This is a genomic window from Acinetobacter sp. ANC 3903, assembly GCF_002135315.1.
Classification (GTDB): Bacteria; Pseudomonadota; Gammaproteobacteria; order Pseudomonadales; family Moraxellaceae; genus Acinetobacter.
In genome coordinates, this window is record NZ_NEGA01000006.1 from 1 (window position 1) to 18,772 (window position 18,772).

20 protein-coding genes and 1 pseudogene are annotated in these 18,772 nt (G+C 42.1%); 19 read left to right on the forward strand and 2 right to left on the reverse strand.

The window, feature by feature from the left end; all coding sequences use genetic code 11:
- Positions 1–351, forward strand: a pseudogene (locus B9T29_RS05550) (RNA chaperone Hfq); the annotation flags it as partial.
- 202 nt (positions 352–553) lie between these two features.
- Here B9T29_RS05550 and B9T29_RS05555 read toward each other — a convergent pair.
- Together B9T29_RS05555 and B9T29_RS05560 are read right to left on the reverse strand one after the other, a co-directional pair.
- Positions 554–1,858, reverse strand: a complete 1,305-nt coding sequence (locus B9T29_RS05555; protein ID WP_086174965.1) for a peptidylprolyl isomerase — start codon at positions 1,856–1,858, stop codon at positions 554–556.
- A complete protein-coding gene (locus tag B9T29_RS05560) occupies positions 1,858–4,305 on the reverse strand; it encodes an LPS-assembly protein LptD (RefSeq protein WP_086174966.1) in 2,448 nt (815 codons plus the stop codon). The genes B9T29_RS05555 and B9T29_RS05560 overlap by 1 nt, the downstream gene beginning before the upstream one ends.
- Before the next feature lie 119 nt (positions 4,306–4,424).
- Between B9T29_RS05560 and B9T29_RS05565 the strand changes: the two genes are divergently transcribed.
- The 18 genes from B9T29_RS05565 (at position 4,425) to gspK (ending at position 18,608) form a co-directional block, all read left to right on the forward strand.
- On the forward strand, positions 4,425–5,438 hold the full coding sequence (locus B9T29_RS05565) for an aminoglycoside phosphotransferase family protein (protein ID WP_086174967.1): 1,014 nt from the start codon (positions 4,425–4,427) through the stop codon (positions 5,436–5,438).
- Positions 5,439–6,128, forward strand: coding sequence for an N-acetylmuramate alpha-1-phosphate uridylyltransferase MurU (gene murU, locus B9T29_RS05570; protein WP_086174968.1), 690 nt, complete (start codon positions 5,439–5,441; stop codon positions 6,126–6,128).
- 84 nt (positions 6,129–6,212) lie between these two features.
- The gene (gene rsmG / locus B9T29_RS05575; RefSeq protein ID WP_086174969.1) at positions 6,213–6,845 is read left to right on the forward strand and encodes a 16S rRNA (guanine(527)-N(7))-methyltransferase RsmG; all 633 of its coding nucleotides are present in this window, start codon (positions 6,213–6,215) and stop codon (positions 6,843–6,845) included.
- Positions 6,846–6,870: 25 nt separating this feature from the next.
- On the forward strand, positions 6,871–7,653 hold the full coding sequence (locus tag B9T29_RS05580) for a ParA family protein (protein WP_086174970.1): 783 nt from the start codon (positions 6,871–6,873) through the stop codon (positions 7,651–7,653).
- Positions 7,650–8,537, forward strand: a complete 888-nt coding sequence (locus B9T29_RS05585; protein WP_086174971.1) for a ParB/RepB/Spo0J family partition protein — start codon at positions 7,650–7,652, stop codon at positions 8,535–8,537. The genes B9T29_RS05580 and B9T29_RS05585 overlap by 4 nt, the downstream gene beginning before the upstream one ends.
- A gap of 27 nt (positions 8,538–8,564) precedes the next feature.
- A complete protein-coding gene (locus B9T29_RS05590) occupies positions 8,565–9,203 on the forward strand; it encodes a MotA/TolQ/ExbB proton channel family protein (RefSeq protein WP_086174972.1) in 639 nt (212 codons plus the stop codon).
- A gap of 8 nt (positions 9,204–9,211) precedes the next feature.
- Positions 9,212–9,637: an ExbD/TolR family protein gene (locus B9T29_RS05595; protein WP_086174973.1), complete on the forward strand. Its 426-nt coding sequence runs from the start codon at positions 9,212–9,214 to the stop codon at positions 9,635–9,637.
- The gene (gene msbA, locus B9T29_RS05600) at positions 9,634–11,361 is read left to right on the forward strand and encodes a lipid A export permease/ATP-binding protein MsbA (protein WP_086174974.1); all 1,728 of its coding nucleotides are present in this window, start codon (positions 9,634–9,636) and stop codon (positions 11,359–11,361) included. The genes B9T29_RS05595 and msbA overlap by 4 nt, the downstream gene beginning before the upstream one ends.
- 3 nt (positions 11,362–11,364) lie before the next feature.
- Positions 11,365–12,369, forward strand: a complete 1,005-nt coding sequence (gene lpxK / locus B9T29_RS05605; RefSeq protein ID WP_086174975.1) for a tetraacyldisaccharide 4'-kinase — start codon at positions 11,365–11,367, stop codon at positions 12,367–12,369.
- 12 nt (positions 12,370–12,381) lie between these two features.
- On the forward strand, positions 12,382–13,143 hold the full coding sequence (gene kdsB / locus B9T29_RS05610; protein ID WP_086174976.1) for a 3-deoxy-manno-octulosonate cytidylyltransferase: 762 nt from the start codon (positions 12,382–12,384) through the stop codon (positions 13,141–13,143).
- Between the two features lie 13 nt (positions 13,144–13,156).
- Entirely contained in the window at positions 13,157–14,140 is a 984-nt protein-coding gene (locus B9T29_RS05615; RefSeq protein WP_086175162.1) for a DNA polymerase III subunit delta', read from the forward strand.
- 20 nt (positions 14,141–14,160) lie between these two features.
- On the forward strand, positions 14,161–14,502 hold the full coding sequence (locus B9T29_RS05620) for a PilZ domain-containing protein (RefSeq protein ID WP_086174977.1): 342 nt from the start codon (positions 14,161–14,163) through the stop codon (positions 14,500–14,502).
- A gap of 26 nt (positions 14,503–14,528) precedes the next feature.
- The gene (locus B9T29_RS05625) at positions 14,529–15,302 is read left to right on the forward strand and encodes a TatD family hydrolase (RefSeq protein WP_086174978.1); all 774 of its coding nucleotides are present in this window, start codon (positions 14,529–14,531) and stop codon (positions 15,300–15,302) included.
- A 45-nt stretch (positions 15,303–15,347) separates the two neighbouring features.
- Positions 15,348–15,962, forward strand: a complete 615-nt coding sequence (locus tag B9T29_RS05630; RefSeq protein WP_086174979.1) for a TetR/AcrR family transcriptional regulator — start codon at positions 15,348–15,350, stop codon at positions 15,960–15,962.
- Positions 15,963–15,971: 9 nt separating this feature from the next.
- Positions 15,972–16,532 (forward strand): pilus assembly FimT family protein, encoded by a 561-nt coding sequence (locus B9T29_RS05635; RefSeq protein ID WP_086174980.1) that lies wholly within the window; start codon positions 15,972–15,974, stop codon positions 16,530–16,532.
- Positions 16,533–16,539: 7 nt separating this feature from the next.
- Positions 16,540–16,962: a type II secretion system minor pseudopilin GspI gene (gspI, locus tag B9T29_RS05640; RefSeq protein WP_171263994.1), complete on the forward strand. Its 423-nt coding sequence runs from the start codon at positions 16,540–16,542 to the stop codon at positions 16,960–16,962.
- Positions 16,959–17,642, forward strand: coding sequence for a type II secretion system minor pseudopilin GspJ (gene gspJ / locus B9T29_RS05645; RefSeq protein WP_086174982.1), 684 nt, complete (start codon positions 16,959–16,961; stop codon positions 17,640–17,642). The genes gspI and gspJ overlap by 4 nt, the downstream gene beginning before the upstream one ends.
- An 18-nt stretch (positions 17,643–17,660) precedes the next feature.
- The gene (gene gspK, locus B9T29_RS05650) at positions 17,661–18,608 is read left to right on the forward strand and encodes a type II secretion system minor pseudopilin GspK (protein WP_086174983.1); all 948 of its coding nucleotides are present in this window, start codon (positions 17,661–17,663) and stop codon (positions 18,606–18,608) included.
- Positions 18,609–18,772 lie beyond the last annotated feature (164 nt).

Consider the following 18,772-nt stretch of genomic DNA (forward strand, 5'->3'; position numbering starts at 1 on the left):
CATGCCATTTCTACAGTTGTTCCTGCACGTAACCCACGTCCTGCTGGTGCTCCTGCTGGTGCTCAAGGCGCTGGTGGCTTCGGTGGTGGTCAGCCTCAAGGTGGCTTCGGCGGTCAAGGTGGCTTCGGCGGTCAAGGTGGCTTCGGCGGTCAAGGTGGCTTCGGCGGTCAAGGTGGTTTCGGCGGTCAAACTGGTGGCTTCGGTGGTCAAGGTGGCTTCGGCGGTCAAACTGGCGGCTTTGGTGGTCAAGGTGGCTTTGGTGCTCAAGGTGGCTTCGGTGGTCAATCAAACCCAGGCTTTGAAGGCGAAACAAAATTTGAAGATTCTCAAGACGACGAAAATAACCGTTAATTGTTAATTTTTAGAAAACCTCTCCTTGTGAGAGGTTTTTTTTGCGTGAAAATTAGAAAATAAAATGAATGGGCATTGGATAGGTTTTTTAAATTATTTGCTGGGATTTTAAATAGAGGTGAATGTGGGTTTTTATATTATGGAAAATATAAAAGCCAGCTGTTCACACAACTGGCTTCGGGCTAATTTAAATCATCTGAAATTATTTATTTTTCTTCCGGTCAAGACTAGGATCTTTAATTTCGACAAAGGCATTGTTGCGAATTTCGCGTAACCAGCTATCCAATTCAGCATCAAATTGCCGTTCACCTAGAATCTGACGAGCCATACGTTGCTGATATTCACGGGTCATATCTTGTTGGCGTGTTTCAGTCACCTGAAGAATGTGCCAGCCAAATTGAGTCTGGAAGGGTGCGCTGATTTGACCTACAGGGGTATTCTTCATTTGAGCGTCGAATTCAGGCACCATCACACCCGGGCTAACCCAGCCTAAGCTACCGCCATCGCGTGCAGAACCCGGATCAGTGGAAAAAGTAGAGGCTAATATGGCAAAATCTTCACCTGCTTTTAAGCGGTTATAGATACTGTCAATTTGCTGTTTGGCATTTTCCGGACTCACCACTTCAGAAGGCTGAATCAAAATGTGGCGTGCCTGATATTGAGGCACAATCGCTTTCTGGTCTGCACCTTTACGATCCACCAGTTTTAATACATGGATACCATCACGAACCGGAATCAGGTCTGTGGTTTGTCCAACTTGTAGCGGACTTACACGTGCAGCCAGTTCACCTGGGATGTCGGATAGATTACGAAAGCCCATATCGGCACTTTCAACTTTTACGCCATTTGCAGTGAATTTTTTATCAAGGGCCTGAATATCATTACTCTCTTTGAGAGCCGCTTGAACTTGTTTGGCCACTTTTTCTATGTTGTTGTCGCCAGAAATGCGGACATGCAATACGTGAACCTGATTGCCTAAAGCAGCTTGACCTTGCGGAGTCTTTAAGAAATTTTCTACATCCTGATCACTAATTTTAATGCGTGACATCACCACTTGTTGACGCAGGCGATTAATCGCTAAATCTTCTGCGATACGATTACGCAAAGACTCATAAGTCCCTGGTGCAATATTATCCAGCTTTTGCTGGAATGCTTCTAAACTCTTGCTACCCGATTGGCCCGCGACCTTAAGCACAGCTTCATTCAGTTCTTTTTCGTTCGGTTTGATATTGTAGCGTTTAACTTGCTCGAGTTGCGCTTGACGAATAATGAGCTGGTCAAGTGCCTGTTGCTGTAAATACTGTTCAGGCGGAAGCTGTTTTTTTTGTGCTTCAAGTTGATGTTTGAGTTCGGCGATACCTTGTTCTAAATCACTTTTTAAAATGACACTATTATCTACCAGGGCTACCACTTCATCTGAGGGTTGCGCAAATGTAGTCATTGATGAAGATAAAGCTAAAGCAAGAGCAGTCGCTTTAAAAAAATGTTTTAACTGTATTGTCTTCATTAACGTTGTGTCCAAGATTGATTAATTTTATTAAAACCTAGAATACGGTTTTCTAGTAATGATGAAAGCTTTTTGTTGAAACCACCTAAACCTTTGAGGCTGACTTCAGCCATAATCGCGCGTTTTGCATTTACGCCATCTGCGCTTACATCATCTAGGTCATTATAATAAGAGCGTCCATAAACCGAAATGCCCCAGCAACATGACTCATAATTTACACCTAATAAATACTCGCGAGCGACGTTATTGTCCAGATCATATTGAGCATGACCTAAAATCCGCCAGTTATTTGCTACAGGTTGAATGAAAGATGCAACCACTTGGTCATATTGCTTCTGTCGGTTTGGAATATCTTTGCGATAAAAATAGCCTAGGTTATAAAGGTTGCCTTGATTGCCGGTATAATACAGTTGCAAGTCACGCTGAGCATTGTCACCATTTGACATCCAGGCTGAATTTGCGCCAATAGTGAAATTTTGTGATAGTTGGCTGGAAACGCTTAACACCGGTCCGGTATGACGTTCAGTATCAAACTGGTCAGATTCATTATTTAGACTGACACGACGGTCTTCAAAGTAAAAGCTTTGGCCTACACTGGTTTTTAAGCGTTCCAGACCAATTTCATCAAACAGACTATAACTTAGACCTAAAGATAAAAAATTGTTGTCTTCAAGTCGGTCATGACCATAGAAACGGCGTGGACTGAACAACTGATCATAATTGATAGAGGCTGTGGTAGAGTCAAAGTTTGGATAAGTATCCTGGTTTTTATACGGAGAATAGGCATAAAAAGCGCGAGGGGTAATTGTTTGTAGATATTTACCTTCTTTTTCAAAGGTTAAGCCTGTATCTAAAGTAAATTGCGGTACAGTGACAGACTTTGTTTCATCTGATGAGCGAATGTTTTGAGCTGCAATCGTGTTTTGATCATAGAAAGTATTGATATTACGCAGTGATATTTCCGGAATGACAAATGACCATGGATTGCGGTAGTTGTAACGGACTGCAAAATCATTATAAATACGTGTACCGCTTGGCTCTGTAGTTACACTGTTGAAATCGGAGATGTCTTTTTTGAAGTAAGCGGTGTCATTATTGAATTCATATTGCAAGCCTAATGGATTGCCATTTTTATAATTCAATAAAAACTGTGGTAGACGAGCATAAGGACGGTCTTCAGATGGAACAGTCTTGTCCAGTGTCTGGAAATCTTCCACCTTGAGCTGGGCCTTTAACCCCGGAATGCCATTTTTATAATTCAGTTCCCAGGCACGGCGTAAGTTTAAGTCGGTCTTGGAGTTGGGATTGTTATTTAAATCAGAAAAATAGTCTTTATCTGATGCATAGTTATATTCGAGATTGGTAGAAAACTGGTTGTTGATTTGCCAGTTATGTAAAAAATGTAAATCTTTACGGTCTTGGTCGTTATATTTACTATCCGAAGCTAAATAACCACCCCAAACCATACCCGAGCCAAAATTTTCCGTTAAATAGCGGAATTCACCTTCAAGCATGGCGCCACGATTGGCAATATATCGTGGAGTGACAGTCGCATCGTAATTCGGTGCCAGGTTTAAATAAACCGGAACTCCAAGCTCTACACCGCCATCATTAGAAAATCCGAAACTTGGGGTCAAAATACCGGTGGTACGGCGGTCATCAATCGGGAAATTGAAGTAGGGTACTGCTAAAACGGGAACATCTTTTACATAAAGTTTGGTTCCACGTGTTTCACCACGTCCGGTTTCTTTATTTAAAGTAATTTTATTGGCCTGAATTTTCCAGGTTGGCGTTTCATCTGGTGGGCATGTGCTATAGGTTGCATTGTTCATCACCACCACGTTTTCTGAGGTACGGGCAATTTTTTCTGCATGGCCATGCGCATGCTGCTCTTCAGAAATGTAGAAGCTGTTATTCAGGTCGCCTTGCTGGGTTTTTAAGTTGTAATTGATCTGGTCACTCTGTGCCAGTAAACCGCCCTGTGCCATTTGTACACGACCTTGGGCATTGGCATAAGTCTGGGTTTGATCAATGGTGATTTTATCGGCACGAATTTGACGACCTTGCTGATCAATCAGCACATTGCCTTCCAATACCGAATCACCATTTGGATCATAATGACCATAATCGGCTGTTACGGTAGAGGTTGTGTTTTCCGGGTCTGCAGGCTGGGTTTCTGGACTAATCGGGGTAATCCAGGCTCCTTGACAATAAGCAGAACTTAACTGTTGTCCTCGGCGTTGCTGGGCTTCAGGAGAGGATTTGTCTACATAATATTGTTCAAAAAATTGTTGTCCAGGATACGATTCCTGAATACTGTCTTTCATTTTTTGGTTGTCGACAGTCGAAGCTGGAATTGTGGATTCAGCATAGCTTGAAATCGAGCTGCCACATAAAAGGGTAAAGATAGCAGTCGCTAAAGGATTAAATTTAAACTGATGCTTCATTTGTTCATTAACCAAGTATGCTTAATCGCAATTAATTATCCTCGCATCATAGAGAAAAAGTTGATAAGTGGCTACACTTAGCACTTTAAAAACTCAGCCTGTATTAGAATTTATCGCAAATGAATACACAACGTGAACAATTGATACAAACATGGATTACATCTGTACTTGGTTCAGATCAATTTGAAACTCATTTTTTGGCAGGCGATGCAAGCTTCCGTCGTTATGCACGAATCAAATTGAATAATAAAACATTTATGCTTATGGATGCACCACCAGAAAAAGAAGATTGTGGGCCTTTTGTGACGATCGATGAATTTTTTGATAAGAATGGTGTGCGTGTACCACATATTATTGCTAAAGACCTGGAACTAGGCTTCTTATTGCTGGAAGATTTTGGCGATGTTTTGCTCTCTACCTTGCTGAATGAGCAAACTGTAGATGCTTATTATGCGCAAAGCTTTAAACAATTGATTCAATTACAAGCAATTGATGGAACAAATCATTTTCCGAATTATTCCTATGAAAAACTGATTTCTGAAATGGAATTGCTGACTGACTGGATGTTGCCTTCATTGCACATTCAGCCTACAGCAGAAGAAAGTGCTTTAATTAAACGCAGTTTTGCCATTTTAGCCAATGCTGCTTTGGCACAACCGCAAGTCATCGTACACCGCGATTTTCATAGCCGTAACCTGATGAAAATTGAAGGCGAAACTGATCTGGGCGTGATTGATTTTCAGGATGCCGTGATTGGTGCAGATACTTATGACCTGATTTCAATTACCCGGGATGCCTATGTGCAGTGGAATGCAGAGCGTGTTTATACCTGGTTCAAAACCTTCTATGACCTGTTGCCGGAATCATCCAAGCAGGATCGTGATTTTGAACAGTTTAAAAAAGATGCCGACATGATGGCCATTCAACGCCATATTAAAATTTTAGGCATTTTTGTGCGCCTGTTTGAGCGTGATGGCAAATCGGGTTATCTCAAGGATTTACCGCGTGTGATGTGGTATTTACTGGAAGAAAGCAAACTTTATGTAGAACTACAACCGTTTATGCAGTTTATTCAGGCTAAGGTAATGCCGAAGTTTGAAGCCAAATATGGTCGTTATGAGGTTGCTGCATAAATGAAAGCCATGATTCTTGCTGCGGGCTTGGGTAACCGCATGCGTCCACTGACTCTGCATACACCAAAACCATTGCTGGAAGTGGGTGGCAAACCATTAATTGTTTGGCATATTGAAAAATTGCAGAAGATTGGTGTTACTGAGATTGTGATCAATACCGCCTGGTTGGGTGAAAAGCTGGCTCAGGCTTTGGGTGATGGTTCAGAGTTTGGTGTCAAGATCTTGTGGTCTCATGAAGGTGAAGGTCTGGAAACAGCGGGAGGCATTATTAATGCCTTGCCGCTTTTGGGTGAAGATCCTTTTATTCTGGTCAATGGTGATGTCTGGACCACCATGGATTTTTCAACTTTACTGGATGTGAAACTGGAAAATGACCTCGCTCATCTGGTTTTTGTCGATAATCCGGCTCAACATCCGCAGGGTGACTTTATCTTGACCAATGGTCGTGGTTATACTTTTGATCAAGACCAGCAAGGTGAAGCACTGACTTATAGCGGCGTTGCAGTGATTCATCCCCGCCTGTTTGTAGGCCTGGAAAACGGCAAGCGACCACTCGCACCTTTATTAAAACAAGCCATGCTTGGGCAACAAATTTCTGCATCCAAAATGCAGGGTGTTTGGGTAGATGTTGGCACTCCTGAACGATTAAATGTACTGGATCAACAAATTAAGCAAGGCTTGTACGACTAAGTGCATATTCACTAAGCACAAGCTACTGTGACTTGTTGTATAAATCGGTATACTTCCATTAACTTTTCGAGACGTTATTTGTATATGCATCAGTTTTTTAAAGAACTTAAGCAGGGTAGTCAGGCTTTGGGTTTGGAGCTTAGCGATGAGGCTTTAAATTTATTACTCAAATACCAGGATGCTTTGGTACTGTGGAATAAAGCATATAATTTGACAGCGATTCGTGATCCCAAAGAAATGCTGGTCAAGCATTTGCTGGATAGCTTGAGTATTTTGAAAGATTTACCTCAAGGCCGCTTGCTTGATATCGGGACTGGTGGCGGTATGCCGGGCATGATCATTGCCTTATGCCAGCCTGAACGCCAATGTGTATTGCTCGATTCAAATGGCAAAAAAATCCGTTTCCTGAAACAGTTTATTGCTGATTTAAAACTAAAAAATGTGGTTGCGGTACAAACACGTGTTGAAAATGAAGAAAGCATTCAGGAACTGGGTCAATTCGATGTCATTACCAGCCGGGCATTTGCCTCTTTAACTGATTTTGTGACTGCATCTCAACCCTTTATGCATGAGCAAAGTATTATTGCATCAATGAAAGGTTTAATTCCTGCAGATGAAGTGGATGCTTTAAAAGATCAATTTAGTTGCGAAATTATTGAACTTACAGTTCCACGTTTAGACGAACAACGTCACTTGCTTTTATTGAAACATATTTAATTTTTTTCGAAGGATTGGGGTCACCATGGCACAAATTATTGCGATTGCGAACCAAAAAGGTGGCGTAGGTAAAACCACAACCGCAGTAAATTTGGCAGCATCGTTAGCTGTTTTGAAAAAGCGCGTTTTACTTGTGGATATGGATTCACAAGGCAATGCCACGATGGGATCTGGTATCCAGAAAAATGATCTTTTGTATTCGGTTACTGATGTGTTATTGGGCGAAGTTCCAATTGAAACCGCAATTACCAAAGCAGAAGTGGGTTATAGAGTTTTAGGTGCTAACCGTGATCTGGCTGGTGTAGAACTTGCTATTGCTGAACAGGATGGCCGCGAATATATTTTGCGTGATGCATTACAAGAAATTGAATCTTCTTTTGATTATATTATTGTTGACTGTGCACCTAGCTTGAGCTTGATTACGGTCAATGCTTTGGCAGCTGTGCAGAGTGTGCTGATTCCAATGCAATGTGAATATTATGCCCTGGAAGGTCTCGCTGATTTAACCCAGACCATTGACCGTATTCAGCAAGCCCTCAACCCGGATCTTCAAATCGTGGGTGTGTTACGCACCATGTATGATGCGCGTAATGCGTTAACCCGTGATGTTTCTGAAGAACTGGAACAATATTTCGGTAAAAAACTGTATGAAACGGTCATTCCGCGTAATGTACGTTTGGCTGAAGCACCGGCGCATGGTTTGCCGATTATCTATTTTGAAAAAAGCTCGAAGGGTGCGGTTGCCTATTTAAATCTGGCGGCTGAAATGTTAAAGAAAAGCAAAGTAAAAAAAGGAAGTAACGCATGACCACAAAAAAACGCGGACTAGCTAAAGGTCGTGGTCTGGATGCCTTGCTTGGCTCGATCCAGAAAGAAAAATTACAAATGGAAGCTCAAGCTTTAGATCATGGTCAGCTGAAACAGATAGATGTGCATTTATTAAAACGCGGTGAATATCAACCGCGCCGTTTTATTCATGAACAGGATTTGCAGGAGCTTGCTGCTTCTATTGAAAAGCATGGGGTGATGCAGCCGATTGTGATTCGTCCGATCGATGATGAAAAATATCCCTATGAAATTATTGCCGGTGAGCGTCGTTGGCGTGCTGCACAACTGGCGGGTTTAACCGAAGTTCCTGCGATTGTTCGTGACTTGAATGACCAGGTTGCTATCGCCTTGGCATTAATTGAAAACATTCAGCGTCAAGATTTGAATCCGATTGACCAGGCCATGGCATTGCAACGTTTCCATGAAGAATTTGGTTTAAGCCATCAGGAAATTGCCGATACCGTTGGCAAGGCCCGTACCACAGTCAGCAATTTATTGCGTTTGTTGACTCTGGCTGAATCGGTAAAAGACTTTATGCAGCAAGGTCTGCTGGATATGGGGCATGCCCGTGCAATTTTAACTTTAAAAGCCAAAGACCAGCTTAAAGTCGCAGAACATGTGATTGAAAAAAGTTTATCTGTACGCCAAACCGAACAATTGGTACGTGAGTTAAATACGCCAAAACAAGAAAAACCAAAAGCGGAAGTTGCGCCAGATATTCAACAATTGACTCAGCGTTTGGCTGAGCGTTTTAGTGCAGATGTGAAAATTGATCATAATAAACAAGGCAAGGGTAAACTGGTTATTCAATATCACTCGCTTGATGAGCTAGATGGGATATTAAATATCTGTTTCGCAGAATAATATTTTTGTTTTTTATTGGGGAAAAACATGTGGGAATTAGTCAAGGCGGGTGGATGGCTTATGCTGCCCCTGGTTTTATGTTCAATTTTTACCGTTGCAATCACGATTGAACGCTTTATTCGGTTAAAAAAAACCATGATTTTGCCTAAGGTATTGTTGTTAAATCCAGCGCAAAATGCCGAAGCGGTCATGCAGCAGTTGCAACAGAATCAAGCGCTACAAGGTACGACTTTGGGGCGCATTTTTATGGCGGGTTACCAAAGTAAAAATCACAATGAACAATTTGCTCGTGCACAAATGGAAACGACTGCATCGCAAGAAATTGGTTATCTGGAAAAAAACATCAACTTTCTGGGCACACTCAGTGCTGTAGCACCATTATTGGGTTTATTGGGTACGGTGCTGGGGATTATCGAATCCTTCTTGGTAATTGATTTGGGTACCAATAGTAATCCGACTTTAATGATTCCAGGTATTTCCAAAGCCTTGATCACGACTGCGGCAGGGATGTTTATTGCGATTCCGGCATTGTTTGCCTATCGCTATTTTCAGCGTTTGGTTCAAGAATATATTGCAGAACTTGAGCAGCAATCGACCTTATTTCATGCTGCACTTTTCTATCAAAATTCTACAAATGAAGAACAAAATATTAGAAAAGCAGGTTAAGGTGAAAAATGAAATTCAAACGCACACAAGTTGAAGATATTCACATTAACCTGACCCCCATGATCGACTGCTTGCTGTTTATCTTGGTGTTTTTGCTGTTATCAACCACATTCAACCAGTTTAGCCGCATGAATTTAACCTTGCCTGATGCGCAAGGCGTGCCACCTAAACAATATGATCATAAAATTGAAGTGGTAGTTGATGCTTCAGGGCATTATTCTATTAATGGACAATCGATTGCGACCAAGGATATTGCAGATTTAAGTACTGCAATTAAACAGATTTCCAATGATCGTCGTGATTTAATGTTTGTTATTGCTGCTGATGCCAAGGCAACGCATCAGGATGTGATTCGTGTAATGGATGTGGCAGGACAGTTAGGTTTTGTTAACGTCAATATTAGTACCAAAGTTCCGTCTAGAGGTTATGAGTGAAGCAAGATTTTAAAGTCTACCTGCGTCTTTTAGGATATCTGAAACCTTTTTGGGGTATAGCGATACTGGTTTTTATCGGTTTTGCGATCAGTGCTGCGACTGAAGTATCGATTGCGAAATTACTGGAAAAAATCATTACCGCAATTCAGCATAGAGATCAGAGCTTTACTTCTATATTTCCTTTCCTGGTTATTTTATTGATGTTTTTTCGCGGTTTAGGTTCCTTTATTGGGGGCTATTATACCGCAGTGATCTCCCGGAATTTAGTCTTTAATATTCGTCAGGAAGTTTTTGGCAAACTGCTTAAACTTCCATCGCAATATTATCTGGATAATACCAGTGGTCATATCACCGCTAAAATCATGTATAACGTGGAGCAATTAACCGCTGCTTCATCTGAATCGCTGAAAACCATTGTTCAACAAGGTCTGATTACCATTGGGTTGTTAGGGTATTTATTGTATAGCAACTGGCGACTTACCCTTATTATCCTTATTTTTGCTCCGTTAATGGGGTTGCTGGTTCGTAAAGCCTCAAAACGTATGCGTGAATTATCTATTCAGGTTCAGGATACCATGGGGGATGTTAACCATGTAGTGCAGGAGACGGTGAATGGCAATTTAATCGTTAAGGGTTTTGGTGGACAAGACTACGAGCAGGCTCGTTTTCGCAACAATTCGCTGGAAAACTTGAAACGTGGTCTGAAAATGGTGGTGGTGCAGCAGCTGAATAGCCCCGTGGTGCAATTCATTATGTCGCTGGCTATGGGGATTATCATCTGGATTGCGTTACGACCAGAAATCTTACGTGATACCAGTGCCGGTGAGTTTGTTGCCTACATTACCGCAGCGGGTATGTTAAGCAAGCCGATTAAAGCTTTAACCGATGTGAATGAGAAATTACAACGCGGTATGGCTGCTGCGCATTCAGTTTTTGAATTGCTGGATTTACCGGAAGAACAAAATACCGGCACGGTTACTCCGCTACTTAAAGGTAACATTCAATTCCAGAACGCAAATTTAATTTATGCAGATGGTCATCATGCGATTCATGATTTTAACCTGGATGTTAAGGCGGGTGAAACCATTGCCTTGGTGGGGCGTTCAGGAGCTGGAAAGACTTCTTTGGTCAATTTGCTGGTACGTTTTCAGGAACTGAGTTCAGGCAATATTTATTTAGATCAGTATGCCATTCAAGAGCTGGAAATTAATACTTTACGTACCCAAATTGCCATGGTGAACCAGCAGGTGGTGTTATTTAACCGCACTGTGCGTGAAAATATCGCTTATGGACAACTGGAGAATGCATCGGAAGCGGAAATCATTGCAGCAGCAAAAGCAGCTTATGCGCATGACTTTATTATGGCTTTACCGCACGGTTATGATACGCAATTAGGTGCCCAAGGTTTAAATCTTTCAGGTGGGCAACGCCAGCGTATTGCCATTGCCCGGGCTATTTTGAAAAATGCCCCAATCCTGATTCTGGATGAAGCCACCAGTGCACTCGATAATGAATCGGAATACTTCATCCAGAAAGCCTTTGATGCAGCTATGCAAGACCGTACCACCATTGTGATTGCACATCGGTTATCTACCATTGAAAATGCTGACCGCATTGTGGTGATGGATAAAGGTAGAATTGTGGAGCAAGGCAATCATGCAGAATTGATTGCCAAGCAGGGTGCCTATTATCAATTACATCAGCGTAATTTTGAGGAACATTGATTTATGTCAGTAGCACAATTGATTCAAGATGCTTGGAATAAACAGGCCAAGTGGTTGATTGTGCTTAGACCTTTGTCATGGATTTATCGTGGTGGTTTTTTACTGAATAAAAAACTTTACCAGCTGGGCATTAAAACCAGCTATCAATCACCCGTTCCGGTGATGGTAATTGGCAATATTACCGTTGGGGGAAGCGGGAAAACACCACTGCTGATTCAACTGGTCAATTATCTGCAAACTCAAGATGTTCGCGTGGGTGTAATTAGTCGTGGTTATGGTGGAAAGGGGCCATTTCCAGCCTATGTCGATCTGGAATCGCTACCCGAGGTTGTTGGAGATGAACCCTGTCTGATTGTGCAGTCTACCGGTGTGCCGATGGTGGTGGGTTCAAATCGGCAACAGAGTATTGAATATTTACTGTCAAAGTATGATTTAGATTTAATTATCAGTGATGATGGTTTGCAACACTGGGCTTTAGCGCGACAAATTGAATGGATTGTGCTGGATCAGAATCGAGGTCTCGGCAATCAAAAGCTATTGCCTGAAGGATATTTACGCGAACCTCCAAGCCGATTAGCAACAGCGACTGTCATTGAGCATGCAACTGAGCCGACATCTGCTTTAAATATGCATCTTGAAGTTACAGATCCCTATTTGCTAAATGCAATGGAAGCCAAACCCTTTAATCCGGATGATAATTTTTATGCCGTGGTCGGCATTGGATTCCCACAGCGTTTTTATAGCACTTTAGACACCATGGGGATTCATCAATTCCAGTGTCATGAATTTCCAGATCATTATGATTATGAAATCACTGACCTGCAATTTGAAGATGCCAATCCTATTATTACTACTGAAAAAGATGCGGTTAAAATTCTGCCATTATTAAAGCAAAATCCTGATTTTAATCGCGAAATCTGGGTGGTTCCGGTTGAAGCGGTGCTTTCAGCACAGTGCTATGATGTATTAGGTCAGCAATTACAGCAATTCGGTATTCAAATTTCTTAAGGTTCATCGTTTATGAAACATATTGTTATTCCAGCACGTTTTGCCAGTTCCCGTTTGCCGGGTAAACCGTTATTGGAAATACATGGTCGTGCCATGATTTTACGTGTGGTGGATCAGGCTAAAAAAGTGGCTGGTTTTGATGATCTCTGTGTAGCCACGGATGATGAGCGTATTGCGGCGGTTTGCCGTGAAGAAGGGGTAGATGTAGTACTGACCAGCGCCGACCATCCCTCTGGCACTGACCGTTTAAGTGAAGTTGCACGCATTAAAGGCTGGGCCAGTGAAGACATTATTGTCAATGTGCAAGGGGATGAACCTTTGCTTCCTGCTCAATTGGTGCAGCAGGTAGCGCAGCTTTTAGAGTCACAACCTGAATCTTCTATGTCGACACTGTGTGAGCCGATTCATAGTCTGGAAGAGTTCCAGCGCGACAGTATTGTTAAGGTGGTGATGTCCAAATATAACCAGGCTTTATATTTTAGCCGTGCCACCATTCCTTATGATCGTGATGGTGCCAAGCAAGTAGTTCAGCAATTGCATCAGCAGGCATACCGCCATTTGGGCTTATATGCTTATCGCGTGAATTTGCTGCAAGAATATGTATCCTGGGATATGGGTGTATTGGAAAAGCTGGAAAGTCTGGAACAGTTGCGTGTGCTGGAAAATGGGCATCGTATTGCGATTGCCGTTGCAGAAGCAAACTTGCCACCGGGTGTAGATACGCAGGCGGATCTGGATCGTCTGAATCAGATGGATGTTGCTTGCTTCGAATAAGGTGAATTCCCCAATGCAAAATAATGTTGTGGCACAAGTTTACCCATGGCAGCAAACGGTTTGGGATACCTTGACAGGGCGCTTTCCCAGACTGGGTCATGGCCTGCTTTTTTATGGCAAAAAAGGCTGTGGGAAGGAAGCTTTTGCACAATATTTTTTGGCTTGGGTGTTGTGTGCCAACCGGCATGTAAAAAATGCACCTTGTGGAGAATGTGGCAGCTGTTTGTGGTTAAAGTCAGATACCCATCCCAACTATGTCTATATCAGCACAGATGAAGACAATAAAAAGCAAAACGCCAAAATCAAGATTGAAAAAATCCGGGATTTATTGCCCTTTGTGCAGCAAACCGTGGATGGCTGGCGCGTTATTGTGATTGAGCCAGCAGAAGCCTTAAATATCGCATCTGCCAATGCCTTGCTGAAAACCCTGGAAGAGCCGGGCGATCGGATAGTGATTATTCTATTGGCTGATCACTATTTAAAACTTCCTGCTACGATTCGCAGCCGGTTACAGCATTTTGCACTGGACCGTATTTCTGTGGCTCAAGCGGATAGCTATCTATCCGAGCATTTGCCCGATTTGGACCCAATCCAAAAACAGTTATTGATGAACTTATCCAATCAGATGCCATTGCAGGCCATGCAGCTGGCTGAAATGGAATGGTTGAACAAGCGACAAGAGTTTTTAATGGACTGGCAAAAACTGGTCACACAAAAAAATATGCCGATGGCAATTGCGACCAAGTGGAATAAAGCGCTGAGTTTTAGTGACTTTGCACAAATGTTTGAATACTTGTTGTCAGATTTAATTTGTGTCAAGCTCAGTCAGCAAGTTAAAAATTCCGATCTTGATTTGAGTGGATTATCAGAACAATATACTCTGGAATTTTTATTTACGGTTTATTCTGATTTGCAGCAAGCTAAACAATATATTGAGCAAAATGTCCAAAGCAATTTAGTGCTGGATCAATTGTGTATAAAACTAATGAATATTTAAACATTTAAAAGGGGAATCAAATGCAACCACGTATGGGCGGTATTATTCAAGTCAATATCCCGGATAAAGACACGTTATATGCCAGTTATATGCCCTATGTTGTCGGTGGGGGATTGTTTATTCCGACCAAGCAACCGGTCACGCTGGGTGAAGAAGTATTTGTGCTGGCGACATTGCCTGAACAATCACAAAAAATTCCTTTAACCGGTAAAGTCATCTGGATATCGCAAAAGCAAAATGGCATCAAATTACAGGGCTTTGGTATGCAGTTGACTGGGGAAAAGGGTGTTTATTACAAATCAGAGGCTGAAAAGATACTTACAGGTATTAAGTCTGAAGGTCGAACTAGTTACACTATGTAGCTGTTTAATCGATTTAGGATCTCACTGTGTTTGTAGATACTCACTGCCATTTAACCTTGCTGGATTTAACGCCTTATGATGGCAATCTGGATCTGGCATTAGCTCAGGCGCGTGAAGCAGGGGTATCCAAATTCATGAGCATCTCAGTTGACCTGAATGACCATATCGAGCTGGCTAAAATTGCCTCACGCCATGCGGATGTAGGATACAGCGTCGGTGTTCATCCCTGTGAAGATCCTGTGACCATGGCGCGTGCAACCACGGATTATCTGATTGAACTGGCGCAGCCTGAAAAAGTTTGGGCCATTGGTGAAACAGGACTGGATTATTTTCACAGTACCGATTTTATTACAGAACAAAAACAATGTTTTGCTCGCCATATTCATGCCTCTCAGGCGGTGAAAAAACCGGTGGTGGTACATACCCGCGCTGCCAAGCATGATACGGTCGATATCATCCGGGCTGAAAAATCCACCCATGGTATTTTGCATTGTTTTACTGAAGACTGGGAAACTGCAAAGGCTGTGCTGGATTGTGGCTATTATGTGTCATTTTCCGGGATTGTTTCTTTTAAAAATGCGCAGGATTTGCGTGATGTGGCCAAGCAGGTTCCACTTGACCGCGTACTGATTGAGACCGACAGCCCTTATTTGGCACCAATGCCTTATAGAGGAAAATCTAATGAACCAAAATACGTTCCTTATGTAGCAAAAGCTTTGAGTGATGTATATGATAAGTCAGTTGAGGAAATTGCTTTCATTACAATGCAGAACTTTGAAAACCTCCTTAATTTAAAGTAAATAATTTAAATTGATATAAGCGCAGAAGAGAATTACAGAGTGAAGATGGATCGTCAGGCTCAGTTTCGAGCAAGAGAAGCGTTAATTTTTCAGGTCGCAGAGCAACTGCTGTTAGAAAATGGCGAATCAGGGATGACGCTAGATGCGTTGGCAGCAGAACTCGATCTGGCGAAGGGAACTCTATATAAACATTTCCAAAGTAAAGATGAACTGTACATGTTGCTCATTATTCGTAATGAGAACATGCTACTCGAGATGATTAAGGACGCGGAGAAAGCTTTTCCAGAGCATTTGGCTTTCTTTATGCTGCATCATTTACATCATCCTGAGCGCACCGTGCTGTTCCATCAAATAGAGGAACGCCTTTCTACAACCGGGATCGGCATTAATCTTTTGTTTAGTGAACTGTATCAGGTCAGAAAACAGCGTTTGCGCATTATTATCCGTATGACTGAAAGCTATTTAGAAAGTATTCAAAGTGGCATGTCGACACGCGATTATCTGGCATCCATTTGGGCCTTAACGCATGGCGCAGCAGCTATTCTGAATTCCAGTTTTTACCAGCGTTATCTGGGGTCACGTGACACATTGCGCGTGGCGTATATCGATCAGGCACTGGCCATGCCAAAACAGGTCAGTTCTGCGGAACAGTTTGCTTAAAGGTATGCCATGAAGTCAATCCGATCATCATCAATTCGTGGTTTTACCCTGATCGAGTTGATGGTGGTCATTGTGATTATGGCAATCATGACATCGTTAATTCTCACCAATATTAACGGGGTAGACCAGCGTAAAGCGATGCAGGCACGAGAAGTGTTTGTTATGGATTTACGCAGGATTAACCGTGAAGCAAATGATCAAGCCCGCATTTTTGCCTTGAATGTACAAAGTGCTACGGATGTCTCACCCTTTCGTTATGGGGTGCTTGAATACCTACCTCCTTCCATTCAAACTACAAGCCCTCAAGTTGTTGAAGAAAACAAAAAATGGCAGGATTATGCGGAATTTACTCCGAAGGCTTTGCCAGAGCATGTTTCGTTTACTGTCACTTCACTCGATCATGCTTATGAAAATGCCAATAATGAGGATTTGCTGAATTCGAATGCACCGCAATTGCTGTGGCTAGGCAATGGAGAGGCTAAACCGGTACGGATTCAATTTTATTTTGAACAGCGTCCGATTGGTGAAGAAATCGAGATTGATCATCTGGGTAAAATCAATGAAAGCTAGATATTCTATGCATAGCTCTTTGTCTTGCTTCGCGGCAAAACAGTGTCTTGCTCATCGCAGCTCAGGATTTACGCTATTGGAAGTCATGGTGGCTTTGGCAATTTTCGCCACTGCTGCAATTGCTTTCACCAAGGTGGCTATGCAATATACCCAAGCAACCTCGAATGCCATTTTAAGAACCAAAGCGCAATTTGTGGCCTTGAACGAAGTGGCAATGATGGAAATTAATCAGGAATGGTTGCAGGGAACCCAATCCAAACAGGTCACCCAGCAAGGTGAAAACTGGCAAATTGATAAAGCTGCCCAATCTACAATCAGTCCGAATGTACAACGCATAGAAGTACAGGTCAGTTTATTTAATCCTGACACGGGCAAGGTTGAGTCAGGAATTACACATGTGGTTTTCTTTAACCCGAAGGCCAAAGCATGAAAAAGCAGACTGCAAAAAATAAAAAAGGTTTTACTTTGGTTGAACTCTTGGTGGCAATTGCCATCTTTAGTGTGCTTTCTGCTTTGGGTTGGAAAGTTTTTGATTATTTAATTAAAGTCAAAGATCGTAATGCTGAACATGAGATCAATTTAGGTCAGCTTCAGGAAGCCTATCAGCAAATTCTGCGTGATACCGTACAGGCTGTTCCGTTGAATGCGGATATAAATAATCAGCTGCAACCGGCATTGGTGTTGCAAAATGGTCGTTTTAATTTTAGTAAAACTGGTGTGACCGACCCCTTGAGTCAGGGTATATCTCCAGATGAGCGGGTTGAATATCAATATCGTGCCGATGAAAAAAAACTCTATCGCTTAAAATACCGTAACTTGAACAGTACGGGACGTGATCAGCCGGAATCCAGTGTGCTGTTAAATAATGTCGACCAGTTTGAGATTGTGGTATTAAATCCGAGTGAACTCAATGCATGGCCAGAAGGTCAGGTAGATTTAAATGATGTCACGCAAAAACAGATCTTGCCGAAAGGCATAAAAATTAAACTGACCGTAAAAGATGTGGCTTATGAGTGGGTTTTTAGTTTATTAAATACTGATTATTTAAAACAGCAAAATAGCATTCCGAATAACAATGCAAATAGCAATACAAATAACTCTACATCATAAGGTTTGACTTAATTGAACATGAAGCCGCAACAGGGCATTGCCTTAATCACGATTTTGGTCATGGTGGCATTGGCGACCATCCTTGCTGCGACTATTGCCAAAAGACAGGCCAATACTGCGGAAAACACGGCATATTTGATGCGTCAAAACCAGTCGCTACTATATGCCAAAAGTGCAGAAGCCTTTTTTTCAGAACTGTTGATTGATGATGCGGAGAATGCTGGCGATATTGATCATTTACAAGAAAACTGGGCCAAATCGATGCCGGCTTTCCCGGTAGAGGATGGTTTTGTAGCAGGTACTTTAGAGGATCAGTCGGGAAAATTTAATTTAAACAGTTTGCTGAATGCAGATGGTACGCCGAATCCTCAGGCAAAAGCCTGGTTTGAAAAACTGTTGCTGCGTGTTGGATTGCCGGAAAAGTTGAGTGAAGCTGTCATAGACTGGCAAGATGACGATAATGAAACCATTGGTTCAATGGGTGCTGAAGCAAGCTATTATCAGGGCATGCCACAAGGTTATTTACCGGCTAACAATAAATTTCATAGTGTAGAAGAACTGAAACTGGTGCGCGGCTTTGAAGGACAAAAATATCTGCAAATTGCCGATTATGTCAGTGCAGTTCCAGACGTGGATGCAAAGGTGAATATCAATACAGCACCAGCGATGCTACTGGCAAGTCTTGATCCCAAGCTGGATATCAAAGCAGTGCAACAGGTTTTACAACAGCGCCAGGCCAATTTGGAACATTTTTCCAGTGTGAATGATCTTTGGTCAATTGAGCCTTTTAACCAGGTCAGTGCTGATGTAAGAAGTGAAGTCAGCAATCTGTTGGGGGTAAAATCTGCGTATTTTAGCGCCAAAATTGAAGTGCTGCTCAGTGGGCGTAAACGCCAGTTCAGTAGTGCTTTTGTGCGCAAGGATAAGCGCGTTTATGTGGCATCTCGCAGTATGGCGCCGTTTTAATCAAAGAAAACAAGACATTTTATAAAAATTATATCTTCACTTCTATTGAGCTGCATCCATTTCACCAATGGTGTTGAACAGTAAAATTCATGCACCGCCTCTTAGTTTTACTTTATAACTTTTACTTTTGCTTTATAATTGAGATTAATTCACAAATTTTTGAT